Origin of the sequence: Pseudomonas sp. TREG-RG-20F-10-E-6-01, assembly GCF_022662455.1 — a bacterium.
GTDB lineage: Bacteria > Pseudomonadota > Gammaproteobacteria > Pseudomonadales > Pseudomonadaceae > Aquipseudomonas.
In genome coordinates this window covers 20788-36206 of sequence record NZ_JAKNQP010000013.1, presented here as the reverse complement: position 1 = coordinate 36206, position 15419 = coordinate 20788, and the positions used below count along the sequence as shown (strand labels likewise).

9 protein-coding genes and 1 pseudogene are annotated in these 15419 nt (G+C 61.6%); 9 read left to right on the top strand and 1 reads right to left on the bottom strand.

Features of this window, described 5'->3' with window-relative positions:
* Positions 1-10 precede the first annotated feature (10 nt).
* The 7 genes from L8K08_RS25765 (at position 11) to L8K08_RS25735 (ending at position 13090) form a co-directional block, all read left to right on the top strand.
* On the top strand, positions 11-5710 hold the full coding sequence (locus L8K08_RS25765; protein ID WP_242200788.1) for a membrane-targeted effector domain-containing toxin: 5700 nt from the start codon (positions 11-13) through the stop codon (positions 5708-5710).
* A 120-nt stretch (positions 5711-5830) separates the two neighbouring features.
* On the top strand, positions 5831-6175 hold the full coding sequence (locus tag L8K08_RS25760) for an FKBP-type peptidyl-prolyl cis-trans isomerase (protein WP_145163437.1): 345 nt from the start codon (positions 5831-5833) through the stop codon (positions 6173-6175).
* A 12-nt stretch (positions 6176-6187) separates the two neighbouring features.
* Positions 6188-6790 carry a GNAT family N-acetyltransferase gene (locus L8K08_RS25755; protein ID WP_242200786.1) on the top strand — a complete coding sequence of 201 codons (603 nt, stop codon included), beginning with the start codon at positions 6188-6190 and terminating at the stop codon, positions 6788-6790.
* A 472-nt stretch (positions 6791-7262) separates the two neighbouring features.
* Positions 7263-7979: an MgtC/SapB family protein gene (locus L8K08_RS25750; RefSeq protein ID WP_119735498.1), complete on the top strand. Its 717-nt coding sequence runs from the start codon at positions 7263-7265 to the stop codon at positions 7977-7979.
* Positions 7980-8280: 301 nt separating this feature from the next.
* A complete protein-coding gene (locus tag L8K08_RS25745; RefSeq protein ID WP_106579958.1) occupies positions 8281-8907 on the top strand; it encodes a response regulator transcription factor in 627 nt (208 codons plus the stop codon).
* Between the two features lie 6 nt (positions 8908-8913).
* Entirely contained in the window at positions 8914-12543 is a 3630-nt protein-coding gene (locus L8K08_RS25740) for a transporter substrate-binding domain-containing protein (RefSeq protein WP_242200785.1), read from the top strand.
* 124 nt (positions 12544-12667) lie between these two features.
* Positions 12668-13090, top strand: coding sequence for a chemotaxis protein CheY (locus L8K08_RS25735; protein ID WP_242200782.1), 423 nt, complete (start codon positions 12668-12670; stop codon positions 13088-13090).
* Here the strand turns inward: L8K08_RS25735 and dkgB are convergent.
* Entirely contained in the window at positions 13087-13905 is an 819-nt protein-coding gene (dkgB, locus tag L8K08_RS25730; RefSeq protein ID WP_242200779.1) for a 2,5-didehydrogluconate reductase DkgB, read from the bottom strand. The genes L8K08_RS25735 and dkgB overlap by 4 nt on opposite strands.
* 195 nt (positions 13906-14100) lie before the next feature.
* Here dkgB and L8K08_RS25725 point away from each other — a divergent pair, with 195 nt between their 5' ends.
* Together L8K08_RS25725 and L8K08_RS25720 are read left to right on the top strand one after the other, a co-directional pair.
* Positions 14101-14496: a carboxymuconolactone decarboxylase family protein gene (locus L8K08_RS25725; protein WP_106579962.1), complete on the top strand. Its 396-nt coding sequence runs from the start codon at positions 14101-14103 to the stop codon at positions 14494-14496.
* A 30-nt stretch (positions 14497-14526) separates the two neighbouring features.
* A pseudogene (locus L8K08_RS25720) lies at positions 14527-15414 on the top strand (ABC transporter substrate-binding protein).
* The last annotated feature ends 5 nt before the right edge of the window (positions 15415-15419 follow it).

The window sequence follows — 15419 nt, the reverse complement described above, 5'->3', positions numbered from 1 at the left end:
GCCACGACCAATGAGCACCGCCATTTCTGCCACACCCGTTCCTTCTTTCAGCGAGATCAAGGGTTACCTCAACCAGATCGGCCATCACGTGTTCGAGCAGCCGGCGCCGCTGTTGCCCGAGCAACCTGTCGGCGCCGAGCAGGCTTATTTGCAGCGTTTGCACCGCACGCTACGAAGCCACTGCGAGGCGCTCGCCGCCACGCTGCGTGCGCTGTACCAGCCCCTGGAAACCGCCGACCTGCAGCATGCCGACGGCAAGGCATTGCTGGCGCGTCTGCGGCGCGAGTTGAACGCTCAAGTGCAAGCGATGCAAGGGCACAGCGTGATCAACGGCAAGGGGCTGCGCAGTTTCCTCAGCAACGAAGCGGGCATTACCGCGTTGGAACAGGAGGCACAGCGTGACCTCAACGACCGGCTGCTGCACCCGGAGATGGCGCGCCAGATCACGCAAATCTCGCTGGGTCCGGCGTTTCGTCCCGGCCTGTATGCGCTGACTTTTACCTACCAGGCGCGGCGCATTGAGTTCGCCGGGGCGTTTGTGCTGACCACGCTCAAGCATCCCCAGGTGAGCACGCTGACCGGCGGCGAATCGGTGGGTAACGTGCTGATGTTCAACCCGCTGCGCGGGATCGAATCCTTCAACTCGCTGGAAGAACTCGACCGTTACCTGCTGAACGCCATGGACAACGCGGCGTGGCGCAGCGAAATCATGGCGTTGCTGCCCAGACGCTACCAAGCCTTGGGCCCGGCCGGCATCTGGTCGCTGGCGCTGGAACCGATCGACGCTGAGCCGCTGTTCGAGCACACGGTTGACGCGTTGACGGCCAAGCGTGAGCAGGAGATCGACTGGGCGCTCGACCTGGTGGGGAACCCGGGGCGCACGGCACGCGAGGTGGTGGCTGACCTCGATCTGGCGATCCAGACGACGCTGCCCGACCTCGGTCCGCGCCTGGCATTGCACGCCCAGCGCTTGCTTGACCGCTGCTTGCGCTACAGCGCCCCGGATTGGTATCGCAGCGCCAATACTGCGCAACGAACCCTGCTGGCCCAATTGCTGGCCAGCTATAACCAGGCGCGCGCGACGATGCTCGACCTGCTGGGCCCGGCCGCCACGCCGCCGGCGCTGGCGCGTTATCAGGTGGTCGAGCACTTGGCCGCCGAGCTGCAAATCCACGACCTGGACCCCGATCTGCTGCAGGTCAGCACCGGGCGTAGCGTGGCGGGTGTGGGCGACTACGAGCAGCAACAAAGCCTGACCCTGCTGGCCTTGCGCGGGTTGCACAAGGGCGATGAGGCGCCAGGGTCGGACTTCCTCACCAGAACCACGCTGACCTATGACCAGACGCCGCTGGACGCTGAGTATCAGGACCTGACGCCGGCCTACCTGGCGAGTTTGCTGGGCCGCCTGCAACCGCGCCTGGCGTTTGCCACGGTGCTAAACGAAAGCCACAGCAGCCCGGTGGTCAAGCAGGCGATCGAATCGATGTTCGACCACCGGCTCAACGCCCTGGCGTACACGGCAGTGTTGCAACACCATTTGAGCGAGGCCGACTACGCATTGATTCAGGCTCTGCGTGAGGGCCGCGGCGAAAACCTCAGCGCCGCTACCGTGTCGCTGCATGAGGCACAGCTCAATGGGTTGTGGCTGCTGCGTCAGACGGACGCCAAGGGTGAGGTCAAACGCCTGTTGCTGTGCACGCCCGAGGCCCCCAGCGCGACGCAGTTCCAGGCGTTTGACACCGAGGCCAGTTGCAAGGCGCACCTGCTTGGCTGGTGCACCCAGCCCGCCATGAAGGGGTATGTCCTCAGTACACTGTCGCTGCGTTTTCGCCCCTCCATGCAACGGATTCTCACCGGCCTGAGCCTCAAACCGCATGCGCAGGAGTACCACGAGGTCAGGTTCACCTTTGTTGCCGATTACGCCGCCGGTCTCAAAGCCCTGGCGCAACACATGCTGGCTACGATGGGCGACGATCTCACGTTCGCCACGCCGCTGTGGTTCAGTTCGGCCAGCCAGGCGCAGCGCCAGACGCTCACCGGCCTGGCGCAGGACACCGAGGGCGCCTTGCGCACTTACCATGCCGATCCGCACGGCCAGGCGCTGTTCCCGACCTTTGCGAGCTTTGTGCATGAACAGGCCAAAATTCGCCTGAACGCGCTGCTCGGGCGTGCCGCGCAGGACGTCGACCCCAATACGGTCCACGTCCATTACCCCCAGGCGTTTCCCGGGCTTACGACGCCGGACTCTGTCACGTACACCCGATTGTTGCGCGACGGTTATCACGACAGCGTGGGGTTTCTGGACCCCAAGTTTGAAACCTCGGCGACCTTTACCGGCCCAGCCGGCGTCGACCTCAGCCGCTTGACGCCTGAAGCGGTGTCGCGCTCGGTGCGGGGCGTGTGGATCGGCCAGCGCTATGTCGACCACGTGCGCAACACCCTGCAAAGCCCCAGCAGCCCCGGCTATGTGTTCCGACGTAACGCAACGCTGGCCATCAGCCAATTGCAGATGCGCAACGCTGCACTCGAATCACGCTTGCAAGGCCACATCTCCCAGGCTGACCTGGACTGGCTGAACACCTGCCTGCAGAGCCTGGGCAATACCTCCGACCAGGTGCGCGAAAGTTACCAGGTGCACCGGCTGTTTGTGGACGGCGAATGGGTGATCGACACCTTCCTGTTCAAGCGCGGGCATGACCCGGTGCTGCTCTACACGCCGAATGCGCCGGATGGCGTCACCTTTCGCCACGCGCGGCTGTTCAACTATGTGTTGAAACACGTGGATGGCATGGTCGGTTACCTCGCCGAGCGGGTGGGCGCGCAGGCAAAGGCCCGCGTGCATGGGTTTCTGGAAACCGCCAGAAAGCAGCTGCCGCAGACCCTTGACCGCAGCCATCCCAGCCCTGGCCGGTATGACCCGATCAGTCGCGAGACGGTAGTGCTCAACCTGCGCCAGGCGCTGTACGACGCCAAGCTGCAGCGCAAGATAGACGACGTCGAGGCAACCTCCGTCAACCGTGCGCACATGATCATGGACCTGGTGTGGAGCGTTATCGAACCCCTCGTTGCCATCGCCACCGCGCCTTACCCGGTGCTGAGCCTGAGCCTGGGCATGTCGCTGGCTTTCAAGGATGGGATGCTCGCCCTGCACGCGTACAACCAGGGGCAGATGGGTGAAGCCTTCGGGCACTACCTTGGCTACCTGCTCAATAGCGCCGGCGCGGTATTCACTGATTTGCGCCCGGCGCTGATCAGCCCGTTGGGCAAGCCGATACGTCCGCTGCTGCATACCGCGCCGCAGGAACAAGCGTTGTCGTTGATCAAACAACTGGAGGCGCCAACGCCGGCCTTCGATGATCTGCAAGCGGTGATGTTCCAAGGCCAGGCGTTATGGACCCGCAAAACGCCCGACGCTCTGGGGCGCTTCCTGCTGCTCAGGCAGGATGCTGCAACCGGGAAATTGCAGTCCACCGGCCGGCTGGTCCATCGTAATACTCAAGGCCAGTGGATGCGTGCCGGTGTTGCGGGTGGCGCACCCAAATATGAAAAACTGCCCGTCGCCGTCAGCCCGCTGGAGCGTTACGAAACCCCGCAGGCGTTGTTGAAAGACCTGGAGCATGTGGTGACCCCTGGCGCCGTGGAGGCGGCCTTCGCGCGCATCGCCGACCCGTATGGCGAGCAGATCGCCAGGGACATCATGGGCAAGCAGCTGTTCCACCTGCGCGCGCCGTATGGCACGGCAGTGGACAACCTGACCCGTGACGCCAACGCTTACTTTGATGCCTTGGCCCCGATTGTTCCCCGGGCCGATGTACTGAGTGTTGAGCCTGACGCCCTGCATGAAGTCATCCTGCATAAGCTGCTCAGTGAAAGCAAAGGGCTGGTGATCGGCGCGAGCGTGGATTCGATTGCCAGCAAGCAGTTCCTGATCGACACCCTGCAAGCCTTGCATGACCACGGCGTGCGGCGTCTGTACATCGAGTACCTGCCCGCCGATGTGTTTAGGGCCAAGCTGGAAACACGCCACACCGCCAAGGCGTCGAAGAGCATCGACACGCACCTCAAGAGCGTCGATAAAGCGTTGGGCATGCCCAAGGACAGCGCCTATTCCTATCAGGCGCTGGTGCAGGCGGCGTCTGATCACGGCATTGAGGTGAGGGCGCTGGATGCGTCCACCTCCTACTATCTGGACGATGCATTGGCGGGGGGCACCACCTCGGTGCTCACGCCTCGCGAGAACCGTCTGCGCAACTTCTACTCCCACAAGGTGATCGCCGCCGACGTGGCGGCCAACCCTGACGACGCTTGGGTGGCACTGGTGGATCACCGACGCATGAATACCCATGAGCAAGTCCCCGGCCTGGCCGACCTGCACGGCGCCGTGAGCCTGCGTGTCGAGGATGTCAGCGTCGGCACGCCGGTCGGGGTGTGGAAAGACACGCCCGGCTCGATTCCCGATGATGCGCTGGCCAAGGCTGATTTCAAGATCACCCTGCAGACCGCTTACACCCAACCCCAGGCGCAGGCGTTGCCGCCCCCGTCGCAGCACCGCTACAGCGTGTTCGAGATGCCCTCTGCGCTGCGTGAAGCATTGCGCACGCTGAAAGATTCGCCAAAGGGTCTGGATTCGCGGTATTTCCCCGGCAACCCGGCGCTTCGACCGGCCTACACGGCCTTCCAGCGGACTCGCGAACGTCTCGACGCGGCGGCCGGCGCGCATTTCAAAGACCACGTGCCACCCGCTGCGGCGCCGCAGCCACAGCTGTCACCCGGCCTCACCGCGCGTGAGTTCTTCGAGCGCGCCTATGCCCATTCAAACGGGGTATTGATCGGCGAGGCGCACAGCATGCAATCGAGCAAGGCGCTGTTGATCAAGGAATTGAAGACCATGAAGGTCAAGACGCTCTATGTTGAGCACCTGCTGACGGACCTGCACCAGGCGGACCTTGATGCCTTGTACCAAGGCAGTCCGATGTCCAAGGCGCTCAAGGACTATCTGCGGATACAGGACCGTGGGCACATGTTGGGCTATAAAGGGCCGCACACTTACACCGCGGTGATCGAAACTGCCGCCAAGTACAAGATTCGCGTGCGTGCGCTGGATTGCTTCGCCAGTTACTGCGTCGATGGCATGCCGGATAAAGGAACGTCGCGCACGGCGATGTTCAGCTATTTTGCCAATGAGGTCATCACTCAGGATCAAGCTGCACATGGTCCGCATCGCTGGGTGGCGTTGATGGGCAACACCCACACCGACACGTTCCTGGGCGTGCCTGGCCTGGCAAAGTTGCAGGGCGCCATCAGCCTGCATGTCAACGATGTGGCGCCCGGCCAGCCTATCGGCTTGCGGGCGGGAAAATGGGAGGCGGCCAACAGGCCCCTGCGCCCCGATGAATGGGTGGCGATGCGCAGTGACTTTGCCCTTGATGTGGCGGTGGCCGGCCGCAAGCCGCCGGAGGCGTTCAAGCCCGCCGACCGCTCACGCCTCACGCACGCCGGGCATTTTTTGATCGAGCGCCCGGCGCCCGACCAGACGCTGCTGGTGCATCGTTCGCGCAGCGGCGACATTGTCACCACGCCGATTCAAGTGGACGAGCGCGGGCACTTTTTTATTGATCGGTGGGAGCCGCTCCAACACGAGCGCTATCTCTATCAATTTCATTTGATCGAGGCGCTGCAACTCCACATGGGCTTGCGCCCGGCGCCTTGAATGGCTGCGAGCGGGCAGGGGGGCATTGCTGTCCGCACTCCGTTGGGCCGTGCGCGGGTGCTTGCCAAACGCCGGTGATTCTGGGAAAACGCCCACCTTCTGGTATTCAACGAGCATCCCATGAGCAACCAAGACCTTCAGATCACTGACATCCGCCTGGGCGACGGTAAAACCGTGGTCAAGGGCGCACTGATCACCACTCAATACACCGGCACCCTGGAAGACGGTACGGTGTTCGATTCGTCCTGGGAACGCGGCAAGCCGTTTCAGTGTGTGATCGGCACCGGGCGCGTGATCAAAGGCTGGGACCAGGGCTTGATGGGCATGCGCGTCGGCGGTGTACGCACATTGTGTGTACCGGCGCACCTGGCGTATGGCGAGCGTTCGATGGGCGCGCACATCAAACCCAACAGCAACCTGCGGTTTGAAATCGAGTTGCTGGAAGTGCTGACGCGCGATGACTGAAGGAAAGTGAACATGGACGTTGATGTTGAGGCGTTGCCGGGCTGCTCCGTCGCGGGCATCCGGGTGGTTGAATTGCATGGCAGCGATGCGGCTGAGCTGCAGCATTTTTTCGAACAGGCGCCGGCCTATTTCATCGCGGTCAATGGCGAGCCGGCCGGGCCGACTGAAGCGCGCGAAGAACTGCAGGGCTATTTGCCGGCAGGGTGGCGCTGCAGCCGGATGTACTGGCTGGGTTACCGCGATGCGCAGGATCAGTTGGTCGCCGTGGTGAACATTGCCGCGGATTTGCTCGCCGCCGGGGTTTGGCATATCGGATTGCTGCTGGTGCATACGCGTTTGCACGGCACCGGGCTTGCGCGACAGTTGCATGCCGATCTCGAATCCTGGGCTGCGAGCAAAGGCGCCCAATGGCTGCGTCTGACGGTGGTGGTCGGCAACACCAAGGCCGAGCGGTTCTGGCCCAAGCTTGGGTATGTGCCGGTGCGCACCCGCGAGGGAATTACGATGGGGCGGCAGGTGAATACGGTGTCGATTCAGCTCAAGGCGTTGGCGGGTGGGCGGATGGATGAGTACCTGGAAAAGGTCGAGCGTGATCGGCCGGGTACGCTGTCATAACCGATGTACATAGACCTGATCTGCAGTGACCATTTCCCTCCCACCTTTGATCGGGATGACGCCTGGAAAACGCTTCCTGAACTCGCGCTGAAGAAGCGGCCTGTTGGTCATCGGTAAACTTTCCTACGGTTTACTCACGCGAAAACGCGGCGTAAACTCCGCGCGTTTTCATCAATAGCGGAGACCCTCAGTGGGTACTTGTTCGAGTGACAGTTGTCGGCCGGTTTCAGTAACCGGCACATCCTTGGCAAGATAACGCGCATTCTTCCTGTGCCGTTGTCTCGCCTGAAAAAAGCGAGAAGCGGCATTCCGGCAGCGGCCAGTCCTGGCACCTGCCTGCATCCCTCTCATCGACGCTGACCAGCACCTGAAAGCATTCAGGCTGCTACGGACGCGCCTGCCTTTTACGGTGGGCGGGCCAAGGGTATCTATATCCGTCAGTTTGGCTGGCAATAAACAGGGAGGATTTCCTATGCAAGCAATCAACAACATCAACCTCAATTCTTTGGTCGATACTGTCGTCAGCCTCAGCGCGGCGTTTATCCTCGGCGGCTTGATCGGCTTCGAGCGTCAGTACCGCCAGCGCACGGCGGGTTTGCGCACCAATGTGCTGGTGGCCGTGGGCGCGGCGATTTTTGTCGACATGGCCAACCGGCTGGGCGGCGCTGAAGGCGCGGTTCGGGTGGTCGCGTACGTGGTCTCGGGCATCGGCTTTCTGGGGGCTGGCGTGATCATGCGCGAAGAGGGCAACGTGCGCGGGCTCAACACTGCCGCCACCCTGTGGGCCTCGGCAGCCGTGGGCGCTTGTGCGGGCGCCGACCTGATCCTCGAAGCGCTGCTGGGCACGCTGTTTGTACTGGCGGCCAACACGCTGCTGCGGCCGATCGTCAACAACATCAACCGCCAGCCTCTGGACGTGGTGTCGGCGGAGGTGACCAACATCCTCTATGTCATCGCGCGGCGCAGCCAGCAACAGGCGGTGATGGTGTTGCTCGAAGCCGAGCTGGCGCGCTGCAACTACCCGGCGAGCGACGTTGACGTCCGGCCGTTTGGCAGTGAAGAGGTGGAGATCGAGGCCACCCTGGTCGCGACCTCGGTAGACGGCGATGAACTGGATGCGCTGGTAGCGCGTATTTCCACATCGACCCTGGTGGTGCAGGCCTTCTGGAGCCCGAGCACCACTGATTAACCGGCGCGCCTCACGCATGACCAGGCGCTGGCTTGGTCATGTTTTGTGAGGAAAAGTCCTACATACGCTTGGGACTATCCCTTCGGATGAAACGTCATTTCGTTGCTAAGGTTGCGCGCTTGCAGCTAGCCGGCGGCATCGGTTTGGCTGTACGTGTTCGGCCGGTTTCAATCGAAGGGACCAGGAACAGCCTGGTTATTGTCCTGAGTAGGTGCAGCACCGCTGGTCGGCACTGTCATTTCTCACAGGTACCTGTGTCCCGTGTGATGTGTAAGGGTACTTATCCTCTCAGGGGAGTTTTATGACTAAAGCGCTAATAGTTGATGATCATCCGTTTATCCGTAAAACCGTCCGGCATCTGCTGACGCTGGAAGGTTTCACCGAAATCGATGAAGCGGGCAACGGTGCGGACGCTGTGCAGAAGGCCAGAGAGGGGCGTCCGGCGTTGATTATTCTTGATTTGGCGATCCCGAAGCTGGGGGGGCTTGAGGTGATCAGCCGGGTCAAGGCGTTGGGCCTGCCGTGCAAGATTCTGGTACTGACCTCGTACCTTCCGGAGTTTTTTTCGGCGCGTTGCATGCGTGCCGGCGCCATGGGGTTCGTGGCCAAGACCGGTGAGCTGGATGAGCTGCAAAAGGCTATCAAAGCGGTGATGTCCAACTACAGTTGCTTTCCCAGCTTGCCGAGCAGTTCGGTGCGCCGTGACGATCTGCAGTCCACGGAGCAGGAACTGGTGCAAGCCCTGTCAGATCGCGAGTTGGCAGTGTTGCAGATGCTGGCCCTGGGCTTGGGCAATAACGAAATTGCCAATCAGATGTTACTCAGCCACAAGACCATCAGCACCTACAAGACGCGACTCAAGGAGAAGCTGCGCATGTCGTCTGTGGTCCACATGGCCAAGTTTGCACAGCGTAATCATCTGATCTGATCAGACATGATCCTTGCGCCGATGCGACGGTTCATCATCACGCTGTTGATGGGCTTGCTGCCGATGATGGCCAGTGCCCTTGATCAGCCGCAAAATCTGCGCCTGCTGGGGCACTCCAGCCTCAATGGTCACTCCGTAACGCTGGGCGAGGCTGACTGGCAGTGGTTGCGGGGGCGGCGTGTGTTGCTGATGGGGGTTTCCGCGCCCGACTACGGGCCCTTCGAACTGACCAACAACAACGACGAAATCGAAGGCATCACGGCGGACTATGCCGGGTTGCTCGCCCAAGCGCTGAACATCAGCGTTGAGGTGCGGCGCTACGATACCCGCGATGAAGTGCTCGAAGCCCTCAAGCAAGGCGCCATTGACCTGCTTGGGACGTCCAATGGTTTTGAGGCGGGCGACCCGCAATTGGTGCTTTCGCGTTCCTACGCCAATGACCAGCCGGTGCTGGTTACCCGCACCGGCGACAGCCAATCGTTGAGTGTCGGCCTCGCTGGCAAACGCATCGCCATGCTCTATCACTACATGCCGCCCGACGTGGTAGAGGCTTTTTACCCCAAGGCTCACGTGGAGTTGTTTCCGTCTATTTTCGAAGCCATTGGCGCCGTCGCGTTCGGTCGCGCCGATGTCTACCTGGGCGACGCCATCTCTGCCAATTACCAGATCAACCGCAACCACTTGAACAATGTGCAAATGGCGGATTTTTCCACGTTGGAATCCAATTCCTTCGCCTTTGCCGTGCTCAGGGACAACACCCGCTTGCTGCGCATCATCAACACTGCGCTGAGGGCGATCCCGGCGAACGAACAGATGGAAATATTGCGTCGTTGGAACGGTGACAACCTGGGCCTGCTCGGTGCCGAGCGGTTGCACTTGAGCACCAGTGAGCAGCGTTGGCTGGAGAAACACCCGCGGGTCAGGGTGGTGGCGTCCGAGCAGATGCTGCCGTTGGCGTCCTTTACGGCGCAAGGGCGACTGGAGGGCTTGAGTGCCGATGTTCTGTCGCGGATCAGCTTGCGTACCGGCTTGAAGTTCGATGTCGTTTCCGGCGGCTCGATGCCTCAGCAAATTGACGCGGTCAGTACAGGCCGGGCCGACATGATGGCGGTGGTGACCCCCAGTATCGAAGGCTCTGATCAGGTGCGCTTTACTCGACCTTACCTGACCAACCCGGTGGTGCTGGTCACCCGCAATGACGACCCCGGCACGATGACCCTGGAGGACATGGTCGGCAAGCGCCTCGCGATCAGCAGTGGCAATGCCGTGCGCGACGTCATCCACCGCGATTACCCAGGGATTAACTTTGTGGCGGCGCGCAACCCCACCGAAGCCATGGCGCTGGTGGCCAGCGGGGCTGCCGAAGGAGCAGTCAACTCATTGATCAATGCGCGTTACCTGATCGCCCAGCAGTACCGCGACCGCTTGCGCGTGACCAGTACCGTCGGCGCCGAGCCGGCACGCATGACGTTCGGGGTCAATCGCGGCCAGTTGGAGTTGTACTCGATACTCGACAAAGCGTTGCTGAGTATCCCTCCGCAGGAGATGGATGAGCTGGTCAGCCAATGGCGCACGGATGTGATCATTGAGGACCATTGGTTGCGTCACCGCAGTGCGATCATTCAAGGCTTTGGGCTGGCGGCGTTGTTGCTGTTGATCACTTCCGGCTGGGCTATTTACCTGCGCAGCCTGATCCGCAAACGCGCGCAGGCGGAACGGGCCTTGAGCGACCAGATGCGTTTTATGGGTGTATTGATCGACGGCACGCCTTATCCGATTTACGTGCGCGACCGCCAGGGCCGGCTGATGGCGTGCAACAGCGCTTATCTGGACGTGTTCGGCTTCAAGTCCGAGGCAGTGATCGGCAAGACCGTGATAGAAGCCGACAGCGGCAACCCTGTGCAGTCGCGGTCCTTCCATGAGGATTACCTGCGGTTGATGGAACGCGGCGAGCCGCAGATCAATGACCGGCTACTCACGTTGCCGGGTGGCAAGGTGCTGACCATTTACCACTGGATGCTGCCCTACCGCGATGGGGACGAAAACGTGGTGGGCATGATTGCCGGTTGGGTGGATGTGAGCGAACGCCAACGGTTATTGGGCCAGTTGCAGGAAGCCAAGGAAGACGCCGATGCCGCCAACCGCGCCAAGACCACGTTTCTGGCCACCATGAGCCATGAGATTCGCACGCCGATGAACGCGGTGATCGGCATGATTGAACTGGCGCTCGCCAATGCCGAGCAGGGGCGCGTCGACCGCGATGCCCTGGAGGTCGCCTCGGTTGCGTCGCGCGGCATGCTCGAGCTGATTGGCGATATTCTGGATATTTCCCGGATCGAATCCGGTCACTTGTCCCTGACCCTGGCGCCGGCCAATCTGCATGAATTGCTCACCTCGGTGGCGCGGGTGTTCGAGGGGCTGGCGCGGACCAAAGGCCTGGCGTTGCAGGTGGAACTCGACCCGCTGATTGATTATCCGGTGCTGATCGACTCCTTGCGGTTCAAGCAGGTGGTGTCCAACCTGCTGAGCAATGCAATCAAGTTCACGGCCCAGGGCCAGGTACGTCTGGGCGGGCGCAGTGCACCGGGGTCTGACACTGGCCATCTGGAACTGGTGTTGTGGGTGGAAGACACCGGCATCGGCATCAGCAGTGAAGACCAGCAGCGTCTGTTCAACCCGTTTTTCCAGGGCAGCAACACCGAACAATCAGCGCGCAGCGGCTCGGGGCTGGGGCTGGTGATCAGCCGCAGTCTGTGTGAAATGCTGGGCGGCACGCTGCAGTTGAGCAGTGCGCCCGGGCAGGGCACGCGAGTGGACATGACGTTGACGTTGGCCAGGGCCACCGCAGTGCCGGTCGAGCGTGCTGGGCCGGCGCCTGTGGTCCGGCCGGGCCGTGTATTGAGCATTTTGGTGGTGGACGACTACCCGGCCAATCGCTTGCTGCTGGCGCGCCAACTGCGCTTTCTGGGGCATCGCATCACGCTGGCCGAAGACGGTGTGCAAGGGCTTGAATGCTGGCAAGCCGAGCAACCGGATGTGGTGATCACCGATTGCAACATGCCCCTCAAGAATGGCTACGCCCTGGCGCGTGATATCCGCGCGCAGGAGCGTGCGCAAGGCTTGGTACCGTGCTTGCTGCTGGGCTTTACCGCTAACGCGCAACCGGAGGAAACCGAGCGCTGCCGACAGGCAGGCATGGATACCTGTTTGTTCAAACCTGCCGGCCTTGAGGACTTGCGCTCGGCACTGGCCGCGCTTGCGACCAGCCCTGGGGTATCTGAGGTTGAGCAGACATTTGATGTGAGCGCCCTGATCACGCTGACGGGTGACGATGACGTGGCGCTCAATGAACTGTTGATACCGTTGCTTGAAAGCCTTGAGGCAGACCGCGCGCTGCTGCCGGTGCTGCACCGCCAGTTGAATTTTCACGAACTGCATGACCTCGCCCACCGCGCCAAGGGCGGCGCACGGCTGGTCAAGGCGCAGACGCTGATAACCCGTTGTGAAAGGCTTGAGGAGGTGTGTCAGCGCCAGGAGCGCGACGCACTGGGCACGGCGATTGAAGCGGTAATCGAAGCCCTCGACGATCTGCATCGGCGCTTGAGCAGCTTTACGCTCGGTGCTGAGCGCGGTTGAGCGCCGTTCAGTGGATTTGGGAGAACTCCTACATGAAGGAGGAACATACCTGATTTTGTCTTCGGGATATGTCTGGAAAATGGGCCACGCTCACTGACGAGCACAGCCTGCCCAGGGGTTTGCCATGCCGAACAAAGCACTGACCATCCTGATTGCCGATGAACAGCACCTGCAGCGGCTGTACATCGAAAAAATGCTCAACCAGCTGGGGTACCACCGGATTGTTCCGGTGCAAACCCTTGAAGAAGTCCAGATTCTTACCGCCATCCCGGCCGAGCCATTCGACGTACTGATCATTAATGCGGGGTTGGCCGCCCAGGCCGACGGGCCGCAGCCCGAGGTGCATCATGTACTGGTCTATGACCACCAGGACCTGGATATTCCAGGCGGTGTACCGCCGACGCTGCTGGTCAGGCTGCCCGGCATGCCGGACACCGTCAACCTCGAGCACTTCATGGACATCATCGACCCACCCGAGGCCCACCGGGGCCTGCGGGTATTGCCGTGGCTGCGGGAGTTATCCCGCACGCCGGCGGCCGGGGTTTAGTCCCACTTCGGGGCGATGCCTTTAGGGCTGGTCAGGCGATGGCCGCGCTCCAGGTCGGCGATCTGCGCCATGTCGGCAGCGCTCAAAGTGAGTTGCAGGGCCTTGAGGTTGCTGTCCAGATTGGCACGTTTGGTGGACGACGGAATCACCGCATAGCCCAATTGCATGGCCCACGCGAGGGTCACTTGCGCCGCCGTGGCCTGGTGGCGTTCGGCGATCTGCTGGATTACCGGGTCTTTGAGCACTTCGCCGTAGGCCAGGGTCATGTACGACGTAATCTGAATACCGTGGGCGGTGGCGAAATCCACCACCTTCTGGTTTTGCAGGTAGGGGTGCAGTTCTACCTGGTTGGTGGCGATGTTTTCGGCGCCCACCGCGGCAATCGCCTGCTTCATCAGGTCGATGGTGAAGTTGGAAATACCGATTTGGCGCGTCAGGCCCAGGCGCTTGGCTTCCAGCAACTGGCCCATGAATTGGGCGACGGGCACCTGGTCTTCCGGCGACGGCCAGTGGATCAGGGTCAGGTCCAGGTAGTCGGTCTTCAGTTTGCGCAGGCTTTCACGCAGGCTGGGAATCAACTGGCCTTCGGCGAAATTGGCAATCCAGATCTTGCTGGTGATGAACAGTTCGTCACGCGGCACGCCGCTGTCGGCAATGGCTTGGCCGACATCCGCTTCGTTCTCGTAGATCTGCGCGGTATCGATGACGCGGTAGCCCAGTTCCAGGCCCGTGCTCACTGAGTCGATTACCACTTGGCCTTGCAGGCGGAAGGTGCCAAGGCCGAAGGCGGGAACGTTTTGCGTAGGGATAGACATCTGTAACTCCTGAAGGGGTGTGAACAATGGAGTCGAGTATCCCCTCGACGTTCCTTCGGAAAAACCGTCGAACCCGAAAAGGACTCTATTACCAGAAGTCACGAGTCTCGCCCGCAATAAAAAATGCGGCTTCACTTGCCACAGACAGCTGCCGCACGGTATTCCAGAACACCCACTGTCAGCCCGGAACATGCCATGACCCAACACTTGACCGAATACGCCGACGCCAGCCCCGAGGTGCGCGCGGTGTATGACGACATCATGCAGACGCGCAAGGTTGACCAGGTGAATAACTTCTGGAAATGCCTGGCCGCCCACCCGCCGACCCTGCGCCGCACCTGGGAAAGCCTCAAGGAAATCATGGCCCCCGGCGCACTGGATCCGCTGACCAAGGAGTTGCTCTACGTGGCCGTCAGCGTGACCAACAATTGCCCGTATTGCATCGCCTCCCACACGGCCGCCGCGCGCAAGGCCGGTATGACTGATGCGATGTTCGGCGAGTTGCAGGCGGTGGTCGGCATGGCCAATCAAACCAACCGCCTGGCCACCGGTTATCGCGTGCCGGTCGATGAGGTATTCAAGTGGCCGTGACATCGCTCAGCGGTCGAACCACGCCATCCACTGGCGCAAGCGGCTCAAAACGTTGGCGGCGTAATCACCCAGATGACTCGCGTCTCTACCTTGCCCGGGTTCGGGCAAGTCGATGTGATCGATAAAGTCGACCTGAAAACCGTGGCGTTGCTCAAGCGCAACCCAGGCTTGGTGATTGAAGAAGCCAAGGGCGCCCAGCACTACACCTTCCCGATGCTGTGCGACAGCAACGAGTTCAACGACAACGACATTCGCATGGCCATGAAGCACGCGATCAACCGCGAAACCCTGCTGGCGTAGGTGCTGCACGGTTATGGCCTGGTGGGCAACGACCACCCTATCCAGCCGGGCAGCCGCTTTATCAACGCTGCGCTGGAGCAGCGCCGCTACGACCCGGACAAGTCGCGCTTCTACTTGCGCGAGGCCGGGGTGGAGTCGTTCAAGGTGCGCCTGCAAGCTTGCGACGCTGCTTACACCGGCGCGGTGGACGCCTCGGTACTGTTCAAGGAACAGGCGCGCCAGGCCGGTATCGACATTGACGTGGTGCGCGAGCCGGCCGACGGCTACTTCTCCAATGTGTGGATGAAGCAGCCGTTCACCACCTCGTTCTGGTACAGCAGCCTGACCGCCGACCGCATGTTCAGCATCGGCTACGCCAAAGCCTGGAACGAAACCCTCTGGGACAACGCGCGCTTTAACCAACTGCTCACGGCGGCCAGTGGCGAGATGAACGCGCCGCTGCGCCAAGAGATGTACAACGCAATGCAGGCCCTGTGCCGGGACGATGGCGGCGCGATTGTGCCGCTGTTCGCCAGCTCTGTGGCGGCGCGTTCGAACCGCGTCAGCCACGGGCCGCTGACCGCGCCTTATGGTGAGTTGGATGGGCTGCGGCTGATCGAGCGGTGGTGGCAGGCCTAGGGATC